The following is a 20,467-nucleotide window of genomic DNA, read 5'->3' as shown; positions in this document are numbered from 1 at the left end:
TCTTAGTCGGCATGCCAGCACTTCGAATAGGGAGGAGACGCGCTGGCGTTTCCGAAAATCTCAGATACTTGCGTAGTCGCGAAAAACAGGGGTTTGGGGCTTAGGATGACTTTGACCCTTTGGTGGGGCCGGTGTCGTATCCTTAGGTTTTGAGTTCAACATAACACATTCCTGATTAACCTTGCTGTTGCGATGTTTTGCTTAGCATCACGACGGGAAAACAAGACCGCCGTTGACGTAGAGGTAACCCGGCAACATGGCGTCGCCGGGGTGGGAATGTGGCAGAAATGTGAAATTTGCCCGTATTGGGGACAATTTGTTAATTTTTGTTAGATCGTCGTCGGATTACCGCGATTTAGGACCGCCGCGCCGTGGTGGTTGACCGCCACCTTTGCCGCCCGGGCCTTTACGACCACCCGGTTTTCCACCCGGAGGAGTGAACCGTTTCGACGTGTCACCCGCACTTGCGCGTGGTTTGGCTGGCCGTCCATCATCGGATTTCTTGAACCCGCCTGATTTACCACCCGGTTTCCCTTTGAAACCGCCTGGTTTGCCGCCGTCTGACTTGCCCTTGTAAGCAGGGCGTTCGCCATCGCGCGGTTTGTATGGTGGTTTTGGTCCACGTGCCACAACGGCATCGCCGTGATCCTTGCGCGCTGGTTTGCTAAAGTCTGTCTTCTTGTGTCGTGATTTGCGCGTCGTGTCGTCGGACCCCGGACGTGCAACAGGTGCCATATCGTCCTGGCGGGATGGTGGCGGGGCTGAACGGTCACGAGGTTTGTCGAACTTTTTGTCGCCGCGCGGACGGTCATCGCGAGACTTGTATTCGCCGCGTGGCTTGTCGTCGCGCCCTTTGTAGTCACCGCGGGGTTTGTCATCACGGTACTGTTTCTTGCTCGGACGTGCGCCGCGCTCTGAAATCTGGGGTACACCGTCAAGCTGTGTCAGCTTGGCTTGGTTTTCCAAGGTCATGTCACCGCCAACCGCCTTGAGGAAGTTCGGGACAGCTGCCGCTGAAATCTCGACATAGGTTTCTTGTGGCTGAATGCGGATCGCACCAATTTCTTTCTTGGTGATGTCGCCGGCCTTACAGATCATCGGCAGCAACCAACGCGCTTCGGCTTTGCCTTCGCGGCCCACATCAACACTGAACCATTTCGACGGACCAAATGGCGCACGTTCTTTGCGTTCACGTGGTTCGCGAGCGCCCGCAGGGGCGTTTGGATCAACGATTGTGAGTTCTTCCGGCGCTGACTGTTTGCCTTGGAAAAGGCGCAGGTAGGCAGCCGCGATTTTCTCGGGTGCATGTTGCGCCAGTAGCTTCGTGGCGAATGCGGTCTCGTCTTCGCTAAAATCGGATGACCACACGTCATCATTCAATAGACGTTCTTCGTCTTTGGCTTTCACTTCGTCAGCAGACGGCGGGGACGCCCATTCCGCTTTCAACTTGCCCCACTTCAGCAGGTTTTCCGCACGGCGACGCATCTTTGGCGTGACGATCAGTGCGGAAATACCTTTACGGCCCGCACGACCCGTCCGGCCTGAGCGGTGCAGCAGGATTTCAGCGTTTGTTGGCAGTTCAGCGTGGATCACCAATTCGAGGTTCGGCAAATCGATCCCGCGTGCAGCGACGTCTGTCGCCACGCAAACCTTTGCACGACCGTCGCGCATGGCTTGCAGCGCATGTGTTCGTTCTTGCTGTGACAACTCACCCGACAGTGCGACTGTCGCAAAACCACGGTTCGACAGGCGTGTTGTCAGGCGTGTGACCATCGCGCGCGTGTTCGCAAAGACGATTGCGTTCGGCGCGTCATAATAGCGTAGCGCGTTGATGATCGCGTTGTCTGCATCGTACTGTGTACAGGTGAGGGCGCGGTATTCGATGTCCGAATGCTGCGTTTCTTTTGTGACGGTGGAAACGCGGACAGAATCCTTCAAGTAGGATTTCGCAAGTTTCGCGATCATCGGTGGCACGGTGGCCGAGAACATCAAGGTGCGGCGGTCTTCTGGTGCTTCACCAAGGATGAATTCAAGGTCTTCGCGGAAACCAAGGTCCAGCATCTCGTCCGCTTCGTCCAAGACAATTGCACGCATGTCGGACATATCCAACGTGCCGCGCATGATGTGGTCTTTCAAACGACCCGGCGTGGACACTACGATATGCGCGCCACGGTCCAACGCACGACGTTCGTCGCGGAAATCCATGCCACCAACGGTGGACGCAATCGTGGCACCTGCTGCTGCATACAGCCACTGCAATTCGCGTTTTACCTGCAAGGCAAGTTCACGAGTTGGGGCAATACAAAGCGCTAAGGGGCGACCTGCGGGACCGAACGTGCCGTCCTCGGACAGGATAGTTGGGCCAATCGCCAAACCAAAGCCAACTGTCTTACCAGAACCGGTCTGGGCGGATACCAGCAGATCTTTGCCTTCCAACTCAGGGTTGGTGACAAACTCCTGCACAGGTGTGAGGGTGTCATAGCCTTGTTTTTCAAGGGCTGCTGCGAGGGTCGAGATCATAAGGTGCGTTCCGCTGATAGATAAGTGTTGCCGCCTATGCCTCTTGGCCCCGCGTGTCTAGTGGGAAACGGCGTGCGGGCAGCAGCTATGCGCCGATGGTCGGCAGATTAGTCGGTGTAGGCGCTTTGTGAAACAGGGATTGTCCTGTCCGGCGCGTGTAGCTGCGCAATACCCAGTAGGTGATAACGATTAAGATGGTGGGAAGAAGAAAGCTTGAGGCGTCTAAACCGGTCGAGACAAGATTTTCGGTATCCGTGGCTTCGGTTTCCGACAACGCTTGCCCGAGCATCACATAGCTGTTCCAAATCATATGCAGAAAGATTGGTGGCCAAATGCTATTGGTTTGCAGGCGAATTGCGCAGAACAACGCGCCAAGTGCGGTCGCATTGAGAACTTGAAAGGCTGTCAGCGAAACCGCTTGCCCCAGGCCGAGGTTGACGAGGTGCAGCAGGCCAAATGCAACGGACGATAAGGCCACCGCTGTGATCAACTGGTGCTTTTCACGTAGAGCACCAAAGACGATACCGCGGAACATGACTTCTTCGGACAGGCCCACAAAAAAGTTTAACACCAAAACGATTGTGATGATCGCAATTGGTCCGGCGACGTTTTCGCCTGTTATTAGCGCAATGGAAAACCCGAGCGCGCCAAGGGCCGGAAATGCGCCGACCCAAAGGAACGACCGTATGCCCGAACGATCATATGGGCCCTGAAACCCTGTGATGTCCGACCATTTCAAGCCCCAGACGATCAATACAAGAGTGATCGCCATGATAGCTTGCCATGCCACACCATTGGTCAACGCGTCAAATGTCATAACGCCAGTGCCGTCCGTTACATCCACAGCGCCCCATATCGCATAGGGAAGCGCAAGGATCAGGGTCAGCGCAAAAAGCAGTCCCGCCGCAATCGTGCGGGGGTGCTTGCGGGCAAAAAGACGGATCATTTTTGATGTCCAATGAGTGTACGCATGAGATTACGCAGCTTTGCTTTGCATCCACAACCAAGGGGTCGGGCCATCACGCCATTCCCATAGCGCAAGCAGGCGGTCAAGGTCACCGAGCCCCGCCATCCAGTCAGGCAAGTCGTCGCTGCTGAACGCGCGGCCAAGTTCCCTGATATGATGTGTTTCGGCAAATCGACCTGCGATCCGTTCTGTAAGACCAGGGATCATATTTTCGTGCACTTCGACAAGAATGTTGGCGCGTCGTAGGCCTTTGGCGCGATCTGGATCGAGAAGGGCGTCTTCGGCCCCTTCGATATCGCAGATGATCGTTGTGTCTTGGGCGCGGCAAATATCGAAATCAGCATGCGTGAGCTTTCCGCCGACTTTCACACGGTTCGATACATAGTTAGCTTTTGCCAGTTCCACAGCGAGTTCCTGAGCCGTTTCGTTTGCATCGCGGGCCCAGACAATACTATTCGGCAATCGGCGGGCGAGACCGATGGCGTAATACCCTTCCGCGCACCCCACATCGATGATGAGCGGTGGCGCGGCTTTTATAATCTCCTCGATCACTGGTCCGAGCGTTTTCTCGTAAATACCCAGAAGTCGTGGCACGCGGCCGCCTTCCGACGCAGGTACGTTGTAGATCATGTCCTTGAATGGACCTGCGGGAATGGCGGTCCCGTTTTGCCCGATCACAGTGTTTTCCAGCAATTTTGCCCGCCATTTGGCGAGATGTCGCAAAGCCGCGTCTAGCTTTTGGGGCGTCGGGTCACCGCTTAGCAGTTCAAGAACATGTTCTTGGGTATTGATGGAAAGCGGGCTTGGTGGCTTTGTCATCCGGTCCCGAACCAATCATCGAGCCGCGTGCGAAGTGCGATCCACAGTGCCGGCGCACCACGGCTGACCTTTGCGCCGACGCGGTCTTCGACCTCCACGCGGCTCACATTGTATTCTGTCCATGATTGCCCGCCGGTTTCGAGGTTCGAGATCACTGGCTGCACACGGTCTATGGATTTTGCGAAGATGGCATCGTCTGTTTCAGCGGCTTCAAATTCGTCCCAAAGTGAACGGAATTCGTCGCGTTGATCATCTGGTAGCAGGCCAAAAATACGATCCGCCGCGATTTTCTCTTCCGCGGCTTGGGCCGCGGGATCGCGGGCAGCAGCGCTATGGATCGGCGTGTCGCCCGCATCAATTTCGACAAGATCATGGATCAACATCATTTTCAAAACGCGTGTGATATCGACGGGTTTTGCTGCGTGTTCAGCCATGACTAAGGCATAAAGGGCGACATGCCACGAATGTTCACCTGTGTTTTCAAAGCGGGAACTGTCGCACAGTTTTGTGGCGCGTAATACCGATTTGAGACGGTCTGCTTCTGTGAGAAATGCGAATTGCGCGTCGATACGCGTTTGGGCCAAGTCTTGCATAAGCGGAACCTATGTGGCGTTGGCAGGCTTGTCCATGTCGGGGCGTTTGATCTGGTCGAACAAATCGCCAAATCCTTTCCATGGGTACAGGCCGTGGATGGCGTTTGTGAAGGCTTCGATGACGGCTGGATCATGCACAGGCGTGTTCGGAAAACCGGCGGTTACGGCTGCGTCATAGTCAAAGACGGATCGAAAACGCGGGATTTGATTGAAACCTGCCAGTGGCCATTGTTCGGACCGCAAACCTGCATCGTCGCAGCGTACCAATGCAATTACATCGGACAGAACCAAAGGCGCAACTGACGCCATATGATTTGTTTTTTGAAAAGAGATTCCGCAGAACGCAACGTTGTCGGAACCAGCAGATGTTTCAAACACTTGCCCGACGCCAAATGTGCCGTCGAGCAAGGGAATGCGAAAATAATCTGCTTGATCGTAGATCATGCGATCTCGGTTGGACCGTCCTGTTGCGGTTGGTCTGCTGGGGCGGCAGCCGCCGCCGTACGTCTTGCAACACTTTCCGCCAGCATTGTCCGCGCACGTTTTTCTGCGCGACGTACTCGGATCGCCGTCAGATATGCCTCTTCAAGCGATTGCGATGACGCGCCAAGGATTTCCCCGATGCGATCAACGATCTTTTCATCACCACTTGCTTCGGCTTCAGCCAAAGCTTGGTCAGCCAGTTCGTTCGCGGTGTTATCTGTATATTCTGACATAATTTACCGTGTGTTTTCGGTCAGACGTTGGCGGACGTAATCCGTCACCGTATCGATCATCGGATCCATATGCGGATCTTCAAAGAAGTGACCGGCACCTTCCATCGTGTTGTGCGTAATGGTGATACCTTTTTGCTCGTGCAGTTTGTTCACGAGGTTCACGGTATCCTGTGGCGGCGCCACGCGGTCGTTTGACCCGTTCATGATCAGACCAGAGGACGGGCAGGGCGCCAGAAAGCTAAAGTCATACATGTTCGCAGGTGGGGAAATCGAAATGAAACCAGTGATTTCAGGACGGCGCATCAGCAGTTGCATGCCGATCCATGCACCGAATGAAAAACCAGCAACCCAGCAATGCTTGGAGTTGTTGTTCATCGACTGCAGATAATCGAGTGCGGAAGCCGCGTCAGACAATTCGCCCACACCTTGGTCGTATTCACCTTGGGACCGACCTACGCCGCGGAAGTTGAACCGCAAAACAGTGAAGCCCATCTTATAGAAAGCGTAGTGCAGGTTATAAACAACGCGGTTGTTCATAGTCCCACCAAACTGTGGATGTGGATGCAGGACGATCGCAATCGGTGCATCACGGTCTTTTTGCGGGTGGTAGCGGCCTTCAAGGCGACCTTCTGGTCCGGGGAAAATAACTTCGGGCATGAGCGTCCGTTTTTTTTGTTCTCGGTGATGGCGCATTTCATCAGGTGTATTCTTGACGAAAACGCTCAGGCACCTTAGAAAGATTCTAAACTTGGGCCGATTGGTCCAATGACTGGTGATTTGACCTAATCGCGCTGCACGCAAAGGTCAATGTCATTAACCTGATGGGATTTAAGATGAAGCTAAGCACAAAGGGACGTTATGCGGTAGTCGCTTTGGCCGACTTGGCGCTGCAGCCTGACGGGGCGTTGGTCAATTTGACCGAGATTTCCAAACGGCAAGATATCTCATTGGCCTATCTCGAGCAGTTGTTTGTGAAATTGCGTCGTGCTGATCTTGTTGTGTCCGTGCGTGGACCGGGCGGCGGGTATCGTTTGGCGCAGCCCGCTTCTGAAATCCGAGTGGTTGATATTCTCAGCGCGGTTGATGAGACCGTGAGTGCCATGCACAAAGGTGCCGGTGCGTCAGGGGCCGCGTCAGGGTCGCGGGCGCAATCGTTGACAAACCGTTTGTGGGAAGGGCTCAGCGCGCACGTTTACGTCTTCTTGCATCAAGCACGTTTGTCAGATGTTGTCGGAAACGGTCTTGCGCCGTGTCCGGCTGTTCCGGCCCTGTTTGAAGTCGTGGATGAATAGGGATGGCGGATTTTACAGAGAATTCGATCGATTTTTCCAGAAAAATCGGGGTCGTCCGGCACGATACATGTGATGAAACGAAGGCGCGTGTCTGATGGCGCGTGTTTATCTGGACCATAACGCGACAGCGCCTGTGCGTGCCGAAGCGAAGGCGGCAATGATTGCGGCGATGGACGTTGTCGGTAATCCGTCGTCCGTCCATGCAGAAGGGCGTGCGGCGAAGAAGCTGCTTGAGCAATCACGCGCAGATATCTCGGACGCTTTGGGTGCCGCTGGTGCTGACATTGTATTTACGTCGGGTGCGACAGAATCTGCGGCCCTAATACTTGCAGGTCGAGATTTGCAGGGTTCCGGCTTAGAACACGCCGCCGTTGCTGCGTGGATCGATCCGGTTCTGCCAGTCGTCGATGGCGTAGTTCAGGTTGATGATCTGACACGGGCTGTGGTTCAGCTCGCGAATTCCGAGACGGGTTTGATCCAGAAAGTTGATGGCTTGGCTGTAACTGACATCACGCAAGGCTTCGGCCGTGTGCCGTTTGCTTTTGATTGGTCTGGTGTCGGGGCTGCGATCTTGTCGGCGCATAAGTTTGGTGGCCCAAAAGGTGTTGGTGCATTGATTGTACCCGCAGGCGCTGATGTAGCAGCGCAGATCAAGGGCGGTGGGCAAGAAATGGGGCGTCGATCAGGGACCGAAAACCTGATCCTGATTGCTGGTTTTGCGGCGGCTGCGAAGGCTGCACAAAAAGATTTGACCGAAGGCCGCTGGGAGCAGGTTGCGCAATTTAGAAATATTCTAGAAAAGGCCATTGAGGACGCGATCCCCGACACTATTTTTGTAGGACAGGATGGCGCGCGGTTGCCCAATACCAGTTGTTTCCTCAGCCCCGGCTGGAAAGGTGAAACGCAGGTGATGGCGATGGACCTCGCGGGATTTGCGGTTTCGGCGGGGTCAGCCTGTTCGAGCGGCAAGGTCAAGATTGGCGGCGTGCTGCCGGCGCTTGGCTATTCAGATGAATTGGCGTCGTGTGCGCTCCGGGTGTCGCTCGGGTTGGATACGACGGAAGATGATGTACTGCGCTTTGCGGATGCATGGGCGCGGAAACGAAAGAAGATCAGCGCAGCAGCCGCTGCGTAAGAGAGGAAAATGCGATGACAGCTTTGGACGAAGTTCAAGTCAAAGATGGTGTAGATCAGGAAACCGTGGATGCGGTTTCGGCGCTGTCAGGCAACTACAAATACGGCTGGGAAACAGAGATCGAGATGGAGTATGCGCCAAAGGGCGTGAACACCGATATCGTGAAGCTGATTTCCGGTAAAAACAACGAACCCGAATGGATGACCGAATGGCGTCTTGAGGCGTTTGCGCGCTGGGAGAACCTTGAAGAACCCACATGGGCGATGGTCAACTACCCTGACATCGATTTCCAAGACATCTACTACTATGCCCGCCCGAAGAGCATGGAAGAAAAACCGAAGTCTTTGGACGAAGTCGATCCTAAGCTGCTCGCGACATATGAAAAGCTTGGTATCCCGCTGAAAGAACAGATGATCCTTGCGGGCGTCGAAGGGGCCGAAGATATTCCAGCGGAAGGCCGCAAGGTCGCTGTGGATGCGGTTTTTGATTCCGTGTCCGTTGGCACGACGTTCCAGAAAGAACTGGAAAAAGCTGGCGTAATCTTCTGCTCGATCTCTGAGGCAATTGAAAAGCACCCTGAGCTGGTCAAGAAATACCTCGGTACGGTGGTTCCACCATCCGACAACTTCTACGCTACGCTGAACTCTGCCGTGTTTTCTGACGGGTCGTTTGTCTACATCCCGCCGAACACACGTTGTCCGATGGAACTGTCCACCTACTTCCGCATCAACGCGGAAAACACAGGCCAGTTTGAACGCACGCTGATCATCGCCGACAAGGGGTCTTACGTATCCTACCTTGAAGGCTGTACTGCGCCGAAACGCGACACCGCCCAGCTGCACGCAGCCGTGGTTGAGATCATCGTCGAAGAAGACGCCGAAGTGAAATATTCCACGGTTCAGAACTGGTATCCTGGTGATGAAGACGGGAAGGGCGGCATCTACAACTTCGTGACCAAACGCGCGGATTGCCGTGGCGACCGGTCCAAAGTGATGTGGACACAAGTTGAAACCGGCTCTGCCGTGACGTGGAAATACCCGTCCTGCATCCTGCGCGGTGATGACAGCCAAGGTGAATTCTATTCCATCGCCATCGCCAACAACCACCAGCAAGCGGACACAGGCACAAAGATGGTGCACTTGGGCAAGAACACTAAGTCGCGGATTGTGTCGAAAGGGATTTCCGCGGGCGTGGCCCAGAACACCTACCGTGGACTGGTATCGATGCACGCGAAAGCGAAAGAAAGCCGGAACTACACCCAGTGTGACTCGCTTCTGATCGGCGACAAGTGCGGCGCGCATACCGTTCCGTATATCGAGGTGAAGAATAATTCGTCTCGGGTTGAGCACGAAGCGACCACATCCAAAGTGGATGACGACCAGTTGTTCTACTGCCGCTCACGCGGGATGGACGAAGAAGAAGCCGTCGCTTTGGTGGTTAACGGGTTCTGTAAGGAAGTGCTTCAGGCGCTTCCGATGGAATTCGCGATGGAAGCTCAAGCGCTTGTTGCAATCAGTCTCGAAGGGTCTGTTGGCTAACAAATGACTGTCGTCTGCCCGACATATAGCCGCAACAGGGTCACCGCGCTGCCCCGTTTTCGCCCCACTTCGTCTGCTAGTCAGTCGTGGGGACGTAACGGGACAGGTGCGCATTATCATGGCGACTCAAGATCAAGCTGCTATTTTTCAGGCTCGTGTGAAGAGCATCAACAACCCGCGCAATACGTATTATCACGATCCGGAAACGGGCATGAAGGTACCAAAGCGGGTCGGTCGCGATCAGATCTTGGCCAACGGCAAAACACCGCCCGCAACGACGACCGGCATGATCATGTCGATGATTGTGGGTGCGATGTGTCTGATCGTGGCACGCTATTTCCAAATCACGTTCTTGGATATCCAACCAAGCGTACCGCACGCGCTTGCCTACGAATTGGGCATGGCAGCGGCGATGGCCTTCACGTTGGGCGGGTTCATTCGTCAGAAGACGTTCAAACACATGGTTTGTCATGTGGCGGGCGCCGCGTTCGCCGCAGTAACGATGCACAACGCCGTTTGGATCGCGCCGGATCAATTTGCGATGGTCTTTTCGCAGGGCTTCGTCAACGAAATCTTGGCTGCAACCGATCCGATGTCTCTGAACATCGCGGGCAACAGCATCACAATCTAACATCTGACGACCTACCGTCGTCCTCATCAATATACGCCGCGCAGGATACCGTCCTGACGCGGCCTTTCCACGTTTTCCAAGGAGAATACTATGCTTGAGATCAAAAACCTGCACGTCCAGCTCGAAGAAGAGGACAAGCAAATCCTCAAAGGTGTCGATCTGAAGATTGGTGCAGGCGAAGTTCACGCGATCATGGGGCCAAACGGCTCTGGCAAATCAACTTTGTCCTACGTGCTGTCCGGTAAAGACGGTTACGAAGTCACAGACGGCGAAGCCGCACTGGAAGGCGAAGACTTGCTGGATATGGAACCGGAAGACCGCGCAGCTGCTGGTCTGTTCCTCGCATTCCAATACCCAGTGGAAATTCCGGGCGTCGGTAACATGACGTTCCTGCGCACAGCTGTGAACGCACAGCGCAAAGCACGCGGTGAAGAAGAACTGTCTGCTGGTGATTTCCTCAAAGAGGTCCGCGCGAAAGCCAAAGACCTGAAAATTGATGCGGATATGTTGAAGCGTCCGGTCAACGTAGGCTTCTCTGGTGGTGAGAAAAAGCGCAACGAAATCCTGCAAATGGCGATGCTGGAACCAAAGATGTGCGTACTGGACGAAACAGATTCCGGTCTGGACGTCGATGCGATGAAACTGGTGTCCGAAGGCGTGAATGCGCTGCGGTCCGAAGGTCGGTCGTTCCTCGTGATCACGCACTACCAGCGTCTTCTGGATCACATCAAGCCGGACGTTGTGCACATCATGGCCAACGGACGGATCGTGAAAACAGGCGGTCCAGAGCTGGCTCTGGAAGTTGAAAACAACGGTTACGCTGATATTTTGGCGGAGGTGGCCTAATGGCTTTGCCGCAACTGAAAAATGACGCAACTGTCGCCCGGCTAGATGGTCTGATATTGGCGGAAGGTGCTGCCTGGGCCACGGCTGCACGCAAAGACGCGCTGTCGCGGGTGACCCAGATGGGCCTGCCGCACAAACGTGACGAATACTGGCGCTATACTGATCCGGTAAACTTTGTCACTGCGGACTTGGTTGAAGCAGCCACGTTCGATAACGACGAAGCGCCGTTGTTCGATGCGATCGACCGCGTGAAGGTCGTCTTCGTGGACGGTGTTTATGACGCTGCCGCATCGGACGACTTGTCCGCTGAAGGTATCGAGATTGAGATGCTGTCAGATGCGATGTCTACGGATATCCACTGGGCCAAAGACCTGTACGGTGCTTTGGAAACCAACGGTCAGTCACCAGTCGAACGTCCTTTGGCGGCCTTGAACACAGCGATTGCCGAAAACGGTGTTGTTATTCGTGCGACTGCCAAAGCCGCGAAACCGGTTAATCTGATTTACAAGCGTGGCGACACAACAGAGTCTGACGCCATGGTGCATCACGTCGTAAAGGTCGAAGAAGGCGCGACAGTGACGGTTCTGGAAACCGGACCAGCGGCGGCCCGTTTGTCATCCGTACTTGAAGTCGATGTGGCCGCAACCGGCGCATTCCATCATGTCCGTTCGCAAGGCCGCGACCATGAACGTCGTGCTGTAACGCATTGCTTCGCAAGGATTTCAACAGAAAGCACGTTCAAGTCCTTTACGTTGACAGTGAATGGCGCACTGACACGCAATGAATGCATCATCGAAATCAACGGTGATGACGCGATCGCACATGTCGCGGGTGCTTGCGTTGGCGATGGCAAAGACTTCCATCACGACGACACGATCTTTATTACTCACGACGCGGTAAATTGCGAAAGCCGTCAGGTCTTCAAAAAAGTACTGCGCAACGGTGCAACAGGGGTTTTCCAAGGGAAAATTCTCGTGAAAGCAGGTGCGCAGAAAACCGATGGTTATCAGATCAGCCAATCGCTTTTGTTGGACGACGACAGCCAGTTTTTGGCCAAACCTGAACTTGAAATCTACGCAGATGACGTAGCCTGTTCGCACGGGTCCACGTCTGGCGCGATTGACGAAACGGCGTTGTTCTATCTTCAATCACGCGGTGTGCCGCGTAGGCAGGCAACTGATTTGTTGACGCTTGCGTTCTTGGCAGAAGCCTTGGACGAGATTGACAACGACGATTTGGCAGATGACCTGCGGGACCGGCTGGAAAGCTGGTTGGCACGGCACGGCTGATGGCAGTCACGACCGACATTGCGCGCACATGGCGTAGTCCGCGCGTTGTGATGCGTGAACTGCTGTCGCACGGCCAACGGGAAGACAGGGCCATCGCTTATGTGATGGCCGCCTGTCTGATCTTATACGTCGCACAATGGCCGCGCTTGAAACGGGCTGAACAGTTTGAATTGTTCGGCCCCGACGGCGCGTCAGATTTCCAGATGAACGCAGGCATCGCGTTCTTTTCGATGATGATTGTATGGCCCTTGATGCTGTATATCGTGGCAGCAATCGCGCATCTGATTGCGAAGATGTTTGGCGCAATAGGCACGCATTACTCGGCGCGCCTAGCGTTGTTCTGGGCGTTTTTGGCGACAACACCCGTCGGTCTCTTGTTTGGCCTGACTATGGGGCTAATCGGGGCAGGGCCTGCAGCGAACCTCGTGGGCTTCGTCTGGGCGGCCGCCTTCGCTTGGATTTGGTCGCAGTGCATCCGTGTTGCCGAAGGGGAAACCCATGCACTTTGATGTCGCGACGCTGACTGGTCTCATCGGGCAGACATTCCGTCAGCCCGCAGTGGTTGCATCCGAAATCGTAAAACTGCGCCTTCCTCACGCGGTGGGTTGGATGGCGCTTGGCGTCGTGACCATTGCGACAGTGATCATCATCTCAATCGAACGCCTGATCCCCGGTCGCCCTGAAATGATATCGGACTTGGGCGGAAACCCGTTTTTCGATGCGCTGTTTCTCGGGGCTATGACGGTCGTTTTCATCTTCGTCCTTTATTATGCAGGCCTTGCGATGGGCGGTAAGGGGACCTTTGGCGCGACCCTCTTAATCATGACGTGGTTTCAAACCATCGTTCTTGTACTTGTGATCGTGCAAATGCTTGCCGTGCTTCTGGTCCCGAGTATCGCAACGCTGGTTAGTTTGGCTGGTTTTGGTCTGCAACTGTGGTGCTTGATGCATTTCCTGAACGTGCTGCATGACTTTAACAGCTTGGGCAAAGCGTTTGGTTTATTTGCACTTTCTATCATTGGCTTTGTTTTCGGGCTAAGCTTTATTCTTCTAATGGTCGGCGGTGCCGCCCTTGTGGGAGGTCCAGTATGACCTACGACGTAAATGCCATCCGTGCCGATTTCCCAATCCTGTCGCGGGAAGTAAACGGCAAGCCGCTGGTCTATCTTGATAATGGTGCATCCGCGCAAAAGCCGCAGGTTGTCATTGATGCAATCACCAAAGGGTATTCCGAAGAATACGCAAACGTGCACCGTGGTTTGCATTACCTCAGCAACCTTGCCACTGACAAATATGAAGGTGTCCGCGGTAAGATCGCGACGTTTCTGAATGCTGGGTCCGAGGATGAGATCATCTTCAATTCGGGCACAACCGAAGGCATCAATATGGTGGCCTATGGGTGGGCCGCGCCGCGTTTGGAAGCAGGCGATGAGATCGTCCTGTCAATTATGGAACACCACGCGAATATCGTACCGTGGCATTTCCTGCGTGAACGTCAGGGCGTTGTGATCAAATGGGTCGATGTGGACGCCAAAGGTGATCTTGATCCACAAGCGGTGATCGACGCGATCGGACCGAAGACAAAACTAGTTGCCGTCACGCATATGTCCAACGTTCTCGGGACTATGGTTGATGTCAAAGCGATTTGCGCGGGCGCAAAAGCGAAAGGCGTCCCAGTACTGATCGACGGATCGCAGGCGGCCTGCCACAGCGTGGTTGATGTGCAAGATATTGGTTGCGATTTCTATGCGATCACAGGGCACAAACTGTACGGACCATCTGGGTCCGGTGGAATCTACGTGACCAAGGAACGAATGGCTGAGATGCGTCCGTTCATGGGTGGCGGCGACATGATCAAAGACGTGCGCCGTGATGGGGTTGATTACAACGACGCACCAATGAAGTTCGAGGCAGGTACGCCGGGGATCGTCCAGACGATTGGTCTAGGTGTCGCGCTTGATTACATGATGGACGTAGGCATGGCGCAGATCGCAGCACATGAAATGGCGTTGCGGGATTACACGAACGCAAAGCTTGGCGGATTGAACTGGCTTCAGGTGCAGGGCACATCAGCGACCAAAGGGGCGATCTTTTCGTTCACGCTTGATGGGGCTGCGCATGCGCATGACATCTCGACAGTGCTTGATAAGAAAGGCGTTGCAGTACGGGCTGGTAGCCATTGTGCAATGCCATTGATGGATCACATGGGCGTGTCAGCCACATGTCGGGCGTCTATGGGCATGTACAACACCACGCAAGATGTGGATGCCTTGGTTGACGCACTGGAATTGTGCCACGATTTGTTCGCCTGATCTGTTTTTTCTTACGAAAATCTGGGGACCTGATCTTTGTTGGTTGCGAGCCGTTCGACGGACAGTTATAGCACCGCTAGACGCACCCGTAGCTCAGCTGGATAGAGCGCTGCCCTCCGAAGGCAGAGGCCAGAGGTTCGAATCCTCTCGGGTGCGCCATTCTTCTAAATGAATTACGTGTTTGGGTCTTGCGTCATATCGGCAATGCGTTTGGCAAGTGCGTCTCGGCTCAGAACCGTTATTTTGCCTTTGCTGAGCATGATGATTTCGTGGTCACGTAGGATGCCAAGTTCCTTGTTCACCGTCTGCCGCGAACAGCCAACCATTGTCGCCAGATAGCTTTGGCTTTGCCTGATTTCAGCACCTTGCGCCGATAACTGCCACAGATGACTGCAGATACGTTGTTCGACCGTGTAGTGCTGATCAATCGATTTGCCGCTGTTATCCCGTTCCAACGTATTGAACGCGAGCGTTGCAATGTTACGGATAAGGACCGGCGATTGTAGCTGCTGATAAAGCAGCGGTGTCGGGCAGAAAAGAACACAGGTATTCGGCATGGCGATACAAGTCGCCGCACAGGGCTTTGCCGCCAAGGCTTCGATCACGCCAAGAGTTGCCTGCGGGCCAGCGTGAAAAATGATCGTCTGGAAGCCTTCTTCGCTCATGTAGCTGACTTCAACCGATCCATGAGATACGATGAACATCCCGTCTGGCCGTTCACCTTGGTGCAGGATGGGGGTGCGGGACGAAAAGTTTCGCACCGCAAACTGGTTCACGAAATCGGCCTTTTGGTCGTCAGACATGTCGTTGACGATTTCACAGTCTAACAAATGCGGGAACCGAATGGTGTTTTTCATCAAATGATCCGTGTGAGGGTGTCGGGGCCGTACCTGCGCCATTGGGGACGGAATTTAAAATGTTTTCAAACTAAAAAATACAGGTGGGCACCCGACGATACTACCAATGGTATAAAGTCTTTCTCACTCACGTGCATTATCCATAGTCACCGATTCCCCTATGAACTGTCGCTTAACTGACAGTTGGTCAGTTTTGTCATGTTTTGCGTGCGTTGTCGGGTGTTTGGGCAACATTTTCCAATCTCACGGTCACAAAATGATACAGTAATTCCGCCTGTTGATCTTGCGCTTGGTGGATCAAAGCCCCATATCTAAGATGTCTCTTCGGGGACTATGGATATAAACGAGCGTGTTATTAGCTGGGCCGGACCGGGGTGCGACTCCCCGCAGCTCCACCAAAAATCCTTTCATTTGAAGGACTATGGGGCTGAATTAGGATCGACGGACTGTGAACGGGCGTGTCTTTATCTCGGTGAGTTACCACCGATATCGGTACAAACTGTACAATTGCAAATGACAATCGTGCTCCGATGGCGATGGCTGCGTAAGCAGCCCTAACTATCGAAACTTAACTCCCTAGGATTAGCGTCTTAGGGCGGGGTTCGCAGGTACCTGGCAACAGAAACCTGCACTTACACCCTACAGATTGATCAGAATGGCTGGAACGCCGACGGCGGCTTCAACGGCGAAGTATCCCCATTTCTTGGATGTTCGCCCATCGCGTAATAGCGATGTCAGGCGGCCAACTGCAGCACCTGTCCAACAGCAGCCCAGCATAAGATATGCGGCAGGACTCCCAATCAGCAGCGCACCAAGCCCCATCCCGATGAACAAACAGCCAGCACTCGCGCGGACTTCAGACATGCCCATCGTATCGGTGTGGCCGGACAGGTTCAGCACATCCATGGTGTAGCGGGGTGCAAGCCAGCCAAATGCACCGAGGCCGATGCTGGCAATGCAGAAGATAATATTAAGAATGTCCATGTGGTCTGTCCTTATTGCGTGCCACAAGACATGGCCGCGTTCAGGGCAAAGTCAACTCTGCGTCGCGGTACCAGCTTTCTGCGCATCACGTTTCGCGAACACGCTTTGCGCAAGGGTTTCCGTATATTCGGCCAGTTTACAAAGCAGTGCATCTGCGGCCGTTGCGTCGTTCGCAGCGACGGCATCTGCGATGTCGGTATGAATTTGTACAATTGTTTCGCGGTTGCGAGCCGTGAATGTGATCATGTTCATTAGCGGCTGCATGGCTTCAACGGCACCGGCCAGCTGGTACGATAGAACCGGATTACCGGCAGCATCAACCAACGCACGATGGAAGGCGACGTCAGATGCGCAGAATGCTTCATCGCTGAGACCCGGCTGGGCTTGGCGGTGTGCCTCTGCGCGCATGGTAGCCAAATGATCTGCGGTCCTGCGCTGCGCCGATAGGGGCGCACAGGCCCGTTCAAGCGCATAGCGGGCTTCGCAGGCGGTCTGAAAACTGACCGAGTTCATCGACAATAGTAGCGTCGACGTGGTCACGTGCTGTCCGTAGGCGTCTTCGAACCGCAGCCGGTTAACAAAAGCGCCACCCGTGGCGCCGCGTTGCGTTCGGATTAGGCTTTGCGCGGCCAATCGTTTTAATGCTTCACGGACCGTTGGTCGCGACACATCAAACTGATCAGCTAGTTCCGCTTCGGACGGCAGGCGTTCGTCGACAGGTAAGCTACCTGCGATAATCCCGTCGCGGATTGCTTTTGCAATCTGGGCAGAGAGATCAATTTTGCTATCTGGATCAATTTTCATTTGTCAGACAATTAAACGTCTGACATATGATTTGGCAAGTGTTTGCGTTGGGAGGCGTAAGACGTGACAACTTCACCCGTTCAATTTCCATTGCGGTCGATCCTGTGGGTGCTGTTCTTTGCGGCCATTCTAGGCGCGTGGGCATTCATGTTCATGATGGCGCGGATGTCTGGCGTGGATGTGATCGGGCGGCCTGTGGGCATGAATATGATGCCGATGACCAGCTTCGGTGCCTTGTTCCCGATGTGGGCGATCATGATGGCAGCGATGATGTTGCCTACGATGGTGCCGACATTGCGCAACTACGAAGCCTTGATGAAAAGCGCGGATGGCACACGGGCAGGGTGGATCGGTGTTCTAATCGGTTATTTCATCACTTGGGTCGGTTTTGCGGCGCTCATCAGCATCGTGCAGGTCCTTTTGATCCAGTGGAATGCCGTTGACAGCCTTGGCATTTCGACAACCGGTTGGTTCGCGGCCGGTTTGTTGATCGTTGTCGGGGCGTTCCAATTCACCCGCGCGAAAGAGATTTGCCACGGTGTGTGCCATAGCCCGATGACCTACTTCCTTGGTCATTGGAAAACCGGATTTGGTGGCGGGCTGCGGATGGGCCTTGGCTTGGGCGCGTTCTGCGTTGGCTGCTGCTGGGGCTTTATGGCGTTGGGGTTTGTGGGTGGCGTGATGAGCCTGCTTTGGATGGGGCTGGCGACGCTCTTTATGATTTTTGAAAAACTACCGCAGATCGGGCACCGGCTGACGAAACCGGCGGGTGTGGTCTTGATTGGTGCGGGTCTTCTGCTCGCGGTACTTTAGGAAAGGGACGGACATGGCGGAAAAGACGAGACTTCCAGCGGATCAGATTGCGATTTCCCAACGGATTGACCAGCGAATGCCAAATCCCGGCAGACGCAAAATGTCCCCGACGGACTGGGCAATCAAAGGCGAATTGTTCTTGAACTGCTCCTGCACGACCTTCTGTCCTTGCGTTGTGTCGCTTGGTGCGCATCCGCCGACTGAAGGGCATTGCCATGCATGGATGGCGATTGCGATTGATGAAGGGCATTTCGAGGGCGAAGATCTTGCGGGTCTGAATATTGGTCTGCTTGTTGATATTCCGGGACGCATGGCCGAAGGCGGTTGGCGCGTTGCGGCCTATGTTGACGAACGTGCAACGCAAAAGGCCTACAACGGCTTGCTCAAGATTTTCTCCGGCCAAGCTGGCGGCACGACAGGCCTGTTCACGATGTTGGTGTCTGACATCATCGGGGCCGAACGTGAAAAGGTCGAAATCGTGCGTGACGGGACCAAACGCGGCATCTACATTGGACGTAAAATCCAAGGCGAAATCGAAATGATCACCGGCAAGAACAAAGAAGAGCCGGTGATGGTCACCAATTCGAAATACTGGATGGGTTCCGAAATTATTGCTGCTCAAGGCACCAAATCGCGTGTCCGTGACTACGGTCGTGTTTGGGACTTTGGAGGAAAATCCGCTGAGATTTGTCCGATCGACTGGAAAGGTCCGCGTCCGTGATCACGCCAGAGTTCTGCCGTACAATGGCGCGCTACAACGCGTGGCAAAACGACGGATTGCGCAAGGTTGTCGCGGAGATGGACGAAGATATACTGCGACAGGATCGCGGTGCTTTCTTCGGCTCAATTTTTGGTACGTTGAACCATTTGCTCTGGGGCGACATGATCTGGATGTCTCGTTTCGATGGCGGTGAAAGTCCTGAGAACCTGATTGAAGGCAGCGAAAACCTGACGCCAACGCCAGCCGAATGGGCCACACAGCGTTTTCGCATGGACGGGCGCATTCAGTTATGGGCCGAAAGTCTGAAAAGCGTGGACCTGACTGGCGATGTGACGTGGTTTTCGGGGTCGATACATGCCGAGGTCAGCCGCCCGCGGGCGATGTGCATCACGCATTTCTTTAACCATCAAACCCACCATCGCGGTCAAATTCATGCGATGCTCACCGCTGCGGGCGCAAATCCACAGCCAACTGATCTTGTTTTCATGCCGGAGACCTGACGAAATGGCGATGATCTCTCAATCTCGGCGCCTGCGCCGCACACCTTTTAGCGATGGTGTCGAAGCGGCAGGCGTCAAAGCCTATACGATTTACAATCATATGTTGCTGCCGACGGTGTTTGAGAGTGTGGAAGATGACTACCACCATCTGAAAAACCAGGTGCAGATTTGGGATGTCTCTGTCGAACGCCAAGTTGAATTACGCGGTCCGGATGCAGCACGCTTGATGCAGATGCTGACGCCCCGTGATCTGCGGGGGATGACGGCGGGACAATGTTACTACGTGCCAATCGTTGATGAAACGGGCGGTATGTTGAACGATCCCGTGGCTTTGAAGTTATCCGAAGATCGCTGGTGGATATCGATCGCTGACAGCGATTTGCTATTCTGGGTGAAGGGGCTCGCATACGGTTACCGCTTGGACGTTCTGGTAGATGAACCGGATGTGTCGCCCTTAGCCGTTCAAGGTCCGCAAGCCGAAGATTTGATGGCGCGTGTCTTTGGCGAAGCGGTCAGGAACGTCAAATTCTTCCGTTTCGGGTGGTTCGATTTCCAAGGGCAAAGCCTTGTCGTGGCACGATCTGGTTATTCTAAACAAGGCGGTTATGAGATCTACGTCGAAGGATCAACGCTAGGGATGCCGTTGTGGAATACGCTGATGGAAGCGGGTGCCGATCTGGACGTGCGGGCAGGGTGCCCCAATCTGATCGAACGGATTGAAGGTGGTCTGTTGTCCTACGGGAACGACATGAACCGCGAAAATACACCACATGAATGCGGGCTGGGGCGGTTTTGTTCGACGCAAACAGCCATCGGGTGCGTTGGGCGTGATGCCCTGCTGCGGGTGGCGAAGGAAGGCCCGACACAGCAGCTCCGCCCGATTGAGATCGCGGGTAAAGTCCCTGCATGTGACCGCGTCTGGCCGATCTTGGCCAATGGAAAGCAGGTCGGGCGCATGACGTCTGCGGCCAACAGCCCTGATTTTGGTACTGGTGTCGGCATCGGGATGGTGAAGATGACGCATTGGGACCCTGAGACGGTGCTGCAAGTTCAGACACCGGATGGGAAGCTTGATGCAATAGTACGCGAAAATTTCTGGATTTAGCGCGTTGGGCTGTCGGGGGAGCCTC

General features: G+C 54.5%; 23 protein-coding genes, 1 tRNA gene and 1 other RNA gene. 15 read left to right on the top strand and 10 right to left on the bottom strand.

Annotated features, from left to right (window positions below; translation table 11 throughout):
* Window positions 1-345: 345 nt before the first annotated feature.
* From AC0L7R_RS09835 to AC0L7R_RS09805, 7 genes are all read right to left on the bottom strand, one after another.
* Window positions 346-2,520 (bottom strand): DEAD/DEAH box helicase, encoded by a 2,175-nt coding sequence (locus AC0L7R_RS09835; protein WP_473656687.1) that lies wholly within the window; start codon window positions 2,518-2,520, stop codon window positions 346-348.
* Window positions 2,521-2,605: 85 nt separating this feature from the next.
* Window positions 2,606-3,466 (bottom strand): CPBP family glutamic-type intramembrane protease, encoded by an 861-nt coding sequence (locus AC0L7R_RS09830; RefSeq protein ID WP_473656686.1) that lies wholly within the window; start codon window positions 3,464-3,466, stop codon window positions 2,606-2,608.
* A gap of 30 nt (window positions 3,467-3,496) precedes the next feature.
* On the bottom strand, window positions 3,497-4,306 hold the full coding sequence (locus tag AC0L7R_RS09825; RefSeq protein ID WP_473656685.1) for a hypothetical protein: 810 nt from the start codon (window positions 4,304-4,306) through the stop codon (window positions 3,497-3,499).
* Window positions 4,303-4,899 carry an HD domain-containing protein gene (locus AC0L7R_RS09820; RefSeq protein ID WP_473656684.1) on the bottom strand — a complete coding sequence of 199 codons (597 nt, stop codon included), beginning with the start codon at window positions 4,897-4,899 and terminating at the stop codon, window positions 4,303-4,305. The genes AC0L7R_RS09825 and AC0L7R_RS09820 overlap by 4 nt, the downstream gene beginning before the upstream one ends.
* 9 nt (window positions 4,900-4,908) lie before the next feature.
* Window positions 4,909-5,343: a hypothetical protein gene (locus AC0L7R_RS09815; RefSeq protein ID WP_473656682.1), complete on the bottom strand. Its 435-nt coding sequence runs from the start codon at window positions 5,341-5,343 to the stop codon at window positions 4,909-4,911.
* Window positions 5,340-5,615, bottom strand: a complete 276-nt coding sequence (locus AC0L7R_RS09810) for a hypothetical protein (RefSeq protein WP_473656681.1) — start codon at window positions 5,613-5,615, stop codon at window positions 5,340-5,342. The genes AC0L7R_RS09815 and AC0L7R_RS09810 overlap by 4 nt, the downstream gene beginning before the upstream one ends.
* Before the next feature lie 3 nt (window positions 5,616-5,618).
* Complete coding sequence (locus AC0L7R_RS09805) at window positions 5,619-6,272, bottom strand: alpha/beta hydrolase (RefSeq protein WP_247127089.1); 654 nt, start codon at window positions 6,270-6,272, stop codon at window positions 5,619-5,621.
* Window positions 6,273-6,448: 176 nt separating this feature from the next.
* Here AC0L7R_RS09805 and iscR point away from each other — a divergent pair, with 176 nt between their 5' ends.
* The 10 genes from iscR to AC0L7R_RS09755 all read left to right on the top strand — a co-directional run bounded on the left by iscR (window position 6,449) and on the right by AC0L7R_RS09755 (window position 14,817).
* Window positions 6,449-6,907 carry a Fe-S cluster assembly transcriptional regulator IscR gene (gene iscR / locus AC0L7R_RS09800; RefSeq protein WP_348106937.1) on the top strand — a complete coding sequence of 153 codons (459 nt, stop codon included), beginning with the start codon at window positions 6,449-6,451 and terminating at the stop codon, window positions 6,905-6,907.
* Window positions 6,908-7,001: 94 nt separating this feature from the next.
* Window positions 7,002-8,042 (top strand): aminotransferase class V-fold PLP-dependent enzyme, encoded by a 1,041-nt coding sequence (locus AC0L7R_RS09795; RefSeq protein ID WP_473656680.1) that lies wholly within the window; start codon window positions 7,002-7,004, stop codon window positions 8,040-8,042.
* Between the two features lie 14 nt (window positions 8,043-8,056).
* Window positions 8,057-9,580 (top strand): Fe-S cluster assembly protein SufB, encoded by a 1,524-nt coding sequence (gene sufB / locus AC0L7R_RS09790; protein ID WP_473656679.1) that lies wholly within the window; start codon window positions 8,057-8,059, stop codon window positions 9,578-9,580.
* Between the two features lie 118 nt (window positions 9,581-9,698).
* The gene (locus tag AC0L7R_RS09785; protein ID WP_473656677.1) at window positions 9,699-10,211 is read left to right on the top strand and encodes a hypothetical protein; all 513 of its coding nucleotides are present in this window, start codon (window positions 9,699-9,701) and stop codon (window positions 10,209-10,211) included.
* Window positions 10,212-10,301: 90 nt separating this feature from the next.
* The gene (sufC, locus tag AC0L7R_RS09780) at window positions 10,302-11,057 is read left to right on the top strand and encodes a Fe-S cluster assembly ATPase SufC (RefSeq protein ID WP_348106933.1); all 756 of its coding nucleotides are present in this window, start codon (window positions 10,302-10,304) and stop codon (window positions 11,055-11,057) included.
* Window positions 11,057-12,346 carry a SufD family Fe-S cluster assembly protein gene (locus tag AC0L7R_RS09775; RefSeq protein ID WP_473656676.1) on the top strand — a complete coding sequence of 430 codons (1,290 nt, stop codon included), beginning with the start codon at window positions 11,057-11,059 and terminating at the stop codon, window positions 12,344-12,346. Before sufC ends, AC0L7R_RS09775 begins: the two co-directional genes overlap by 1 nt.
* Window positions 12,346-12,855, top strand: a complete 510-nt coding sequence (locus AC0L7R_RS09770; RefSeq protein ID WP_473656675.1) for a YIP1 family protein — start codon at window positions 12,346-12,348, stop codon at window positions 12,853-12,855. Before AC0L7R_RS09775 ends, AC0L7R_RS09770 begins: the two co-directional genes overlap by 1 nt.
* The gene (locus AC0L7R_RS09765) at window positions 12,845-13,438 is read left to right on the top strand and encodes a YIP1 family protein (protein ID WP_473656673.1); all 594 of its coding nucleotides are present in this window, start codon (window positions 12,845-12,847) and stop codon (window positions 13,436-13,438) included. Before AC0L7R_RS09770 ends, AC0L7R_RS09765 begins: the two co-directional genes overlap by 11 nt.
* Window positions 13,435-14,658 (top strand): SufS family cysteine desulfurase, encoded by a 1,224-nt coding sequence (locus tag AC0L7R_RS09760; RefSeq protein ID WP_473656671.1) that lies wholly within the window; start codon window positions 13,435-13,437, stop codon window positions 14,656-14,658. Before AC0L7R_RS09765 ends, AC0L7R_RS09760 begins: the two co-directional genes overlap by 4 nt.
* Before the next feature lie 82 nt (window positions 14,659-14,740).
* A tRNA-Arg gene (locus AC0L7R_RS09755) sits at window positions 14,741-14,817 on the top strand.
* Between the two features lie 14 nt (window positions 14,818-14,831).
* Here the strand turns inward: AC0L7R_RS09755 and AC0L7R_RS09750 are convergent.
* Complete coding sequence (locus AC0L7R_RS09750) at window positions 14,832-15,515, bottom strand: cyclic nucleotide-binding domain-containing protein (protein ID WP_473656670.1); 684 nt, start codon at window positions 15,513-15,515, stop codon at window positions 14,832-14,834.
* Between the two features lie 279 nt (window positions 15,516-15,794).
* Between AC0L7R_RS09750 and ssrA the strand changes: the two genes are divergently transcribed.
* Window positions 15,795-16,148: a transfer-messenger RNA gene (gene ssrA, locus AC0L7R_RS09745) on the top strand.
* A 6-nt stretch (window positions 16,149-16,154) separates the two neighbouring features.
* On the opposite strand, the gene AC0L7R_RS09740 is transcribed toward ssrA, so the two are convergent.
* Window positions 16,155-16,499 (bottom strand): DUF4345 family protein, encoded by a 345-nt coding sequence (locus AC0L7R_RS09740; protein WP_473656668.1) that lies wholly within the window; start codon window positions 16,497-16,499, stop codon window positions 16,155-16,157.
* A 51-nt stretch (window positions 16,500-16,550) separates the two neighbouring features.
* The gene (locus tag AC0L7R_RS09735) at window positions 16,551-17,303 is read right to left on the bottom strand and encodes an FCD domain-containing protein (protein ID WP_473656667.1); all 753 of its coding nucleotides are present in this window, start codon (window positions 17,301-17,303) and stop codon (window positions 16,551-16,553) included.
* Between the two features lie 63 nt (window positions 17,304-17,366).
* Between AC0L7R_RS09735 and AC0L7R_RS09730 the strand changes: the two genes are divergently transcribed.
* From AC0L7R_RS09730 to AC0L7R_RS09715, 4 genes are read left to right on the top strand one after another with little or no spacing between them, the layout of a single operon-like run.
* Entirely contained in the window at window positions 17,367-18,116 is a 750-nt protein-coding gene (locus tag AC0L7R_RS09730; RefSeq protein WP_473656666.1) for a copper chaperone, read from the top strand.
* 13 nt (window positions 18,117-18,129) lie between these two features.
* Window positions 18,130-18,837 (top strand): DUF1326 domain-containing protein, encoded by a 708-nt coding sequence (locus AC0L7R_RS09725; RefSeq protein WP_247127103.1) that lies wholly within the window; start codon window positions 18,130-18,132, stop codon window positions 18,835-18,837.
* Window positions 18,834-19,337 (top strand): DinB family protein, encoded by a 504-nt coding sequence (locus AC0L7R_RS09720; protein ID WP_473656664.1) that lies wholly within the window; start codon window positions 18,834-18,836, stop codon window positions 19,335-19,337. The genes AC0L7R_RS09725 and AC0L7R_RS09720 overlap by 4 nt, the downstream gene beginning before the upstream one ends.
* A gap of 4 nt (window positions 19,338-19,341) precedes the next feature.
* Complete coding sequence (locus AC0L7R_RS09715; protein ID WP_473656662.1) at window positions 19,342-20,442, top strand: dimethylsulfoniopropionate demethylase; 1,101 nt, start codon at window positions 19,342-19,344, stop codon at window positions 20,440-20,442.
* Window positions 20,443-20,467 lie beyond the last annotated feature (25 nt).

It is taken from the genome of Yoonia sp. D2-7, assembly GCF_055809435.1.
Note: the sequence above shows the minus strand (reverse complement) of the source record. Positions and strands in the feature narration are given on the sequence as shown.

Excerpts from the sequence above, each read along its gene's own strand:
- sufB (WP_473656679.1), top strand. The coding sequence starts at position 8,057 with ATGACAGCTTTGGACGAAGTTCAAGTCAAAGATGGTGTAGATCAGGAA.
- AC0L7R_RS09765 (WP_473656673.1), top strand. The coding sequence starts at position 12,845 with ATGCACTTTGATGTCGCGACGCTGACTGGTCTCATCGGGCAGACATTC.
- AC0L7R_RS09825 (WP_473656685.1), bottom strand. The coding sequence starts at position 4,306 with ATGACAAAGCCACCAAGCCCGCTTTCCATCAATACCCAAGAACATGTT.
- iscR (WP_348106937.1), top strand. The coding sequence starts at position 6,449 with ATGAAGCTAAGCACAAAGGGACGTTATGCGGTAGTCGCTTTGGCCGAC.
- sufC (WP_348106933.1), top strand. The coding sequence starts at position 10,302 with ATGCTTGAGATCAAAAACCTGCACGTCCAGCTCGAAGAAGAGGACAAG.
- AC0L7R_RS09795 (WP_473656680.1), top strand. The coding sequence starts at position 7,002 with ATGGCGCGTGTTTATCTGGACCATAACGCGACAGCGCCTGTGCGTGCC.
- AC0L7R_RS09715 (WP_473656662.1), top strand. The coding sequence starts at position 19,342 with ATGGCGATGATCTCTCAATCTCGGCGCCTGCGCCGCACACCTTTTAGC.
- AC0L7R_RS09750 (WP_473656670.1), bottom strand. The coding sequence starts at position 15,515 with ATGAAAAACACCATTCGGTTCCCGCATTTGTTAGACTGTGAAATCGTC.
- AC0L7R_RS09775 (WP_473656676.1), top strand. The coding sequence starts at position 11,057 with ATGGCTTTGCCGCAACTGAAAAATGACGCAACTGTCGCCCGGCTAGAT.
- AC0L7R_RS09810 (WP_473656681.1), bottom strand. The coding sequence starts at position 5,615 with ATGTCAGAATATACAGATAACACCGCGAACGAACTGGCTGACCAAGCT.
- AC0L7R_RS09735 (WP_473656667.1), bottom strand. The coding sequence starts at position 17,303 with ATGAAAATTGATCCAGATAGCAAAATTGATCTCTCTGCCCAGATTGCA.
- AC0L7R_RS09725 (WP_247127103.1), top strand. The coding sequence starts at position 18,130 with ATGGCGGAAAAGACGAGACTTCCAGCGGATCAGATTGCGATTTCCCAA.
- AC0L7R_RS09805 (WP_247127089.1), bottom strand. The coding sequence starts at position 6,272 with ATGCCCGAAGTTATTTTCCCCGGACCAGAAGGTCGCCTTGAAGGCCGC.
- AC0L7R_RS09830 (WP_473656686.1), bottom strand. The coding sequence starts at position 3,466 with ATGATCCGTCTTTTTGCCCGCAAGCACCCCCGCACGATTGCGGCGGGA.
- AC0L7R_RS09820 (WP_473656684.1), bottom strand. The coding sequence starts at position 4,899 with ATGCAAGACTTGGCCCAAACGCGTATCGACGCGCAATTCGCATTTCTC.
- AC0L7R_RS09760 (WP_473656671.1), top strand. The coding sequence starts at position 13,435 with ATGACCTACGACGTAAATGCCATCCGTGCCGATTTCCCAATCCTGTCG.
- AC0L7R_RS09835 (WP_473656687.1), bottom strand. The coding sequence starts at position 2,520 with ATGATCTCGACCCTCGCAGCAGCCCTTGAAAAACAAGGCTATGACACC.
- AC0L7R_RS09815 (WP_473656682.1), bottom strand. The coding sequence starts at position 5,343 with ATGATCTACGATCAAGCAGATTATTTTCGCATTCCCTTGCTCGACGGC.
- AC0L7R_RS09740 (WP_473656668.1), bottom strand. The coding sequence starts at position 16,499 with ATGGACATTCTTAATATTATCTTCTGCATTGCCAGCATCGGCCTCGGT.
- AC0L7R_RS09770 (WP_473656675.1), top strand. The coding sequence starts at position 12,346 with ATGGCAGTCACGACCGACATTGCGCGCACATGGCGTAGTCCGCGCGTT.
- AC0L7R_RS09785 (WP_473656677.1), top strand. The coding sequence starts at position 9,699 with ATGGCGACTCAAGATCAAGCTGCTATTTTTCAGGCTCGTGTGAAGAGC.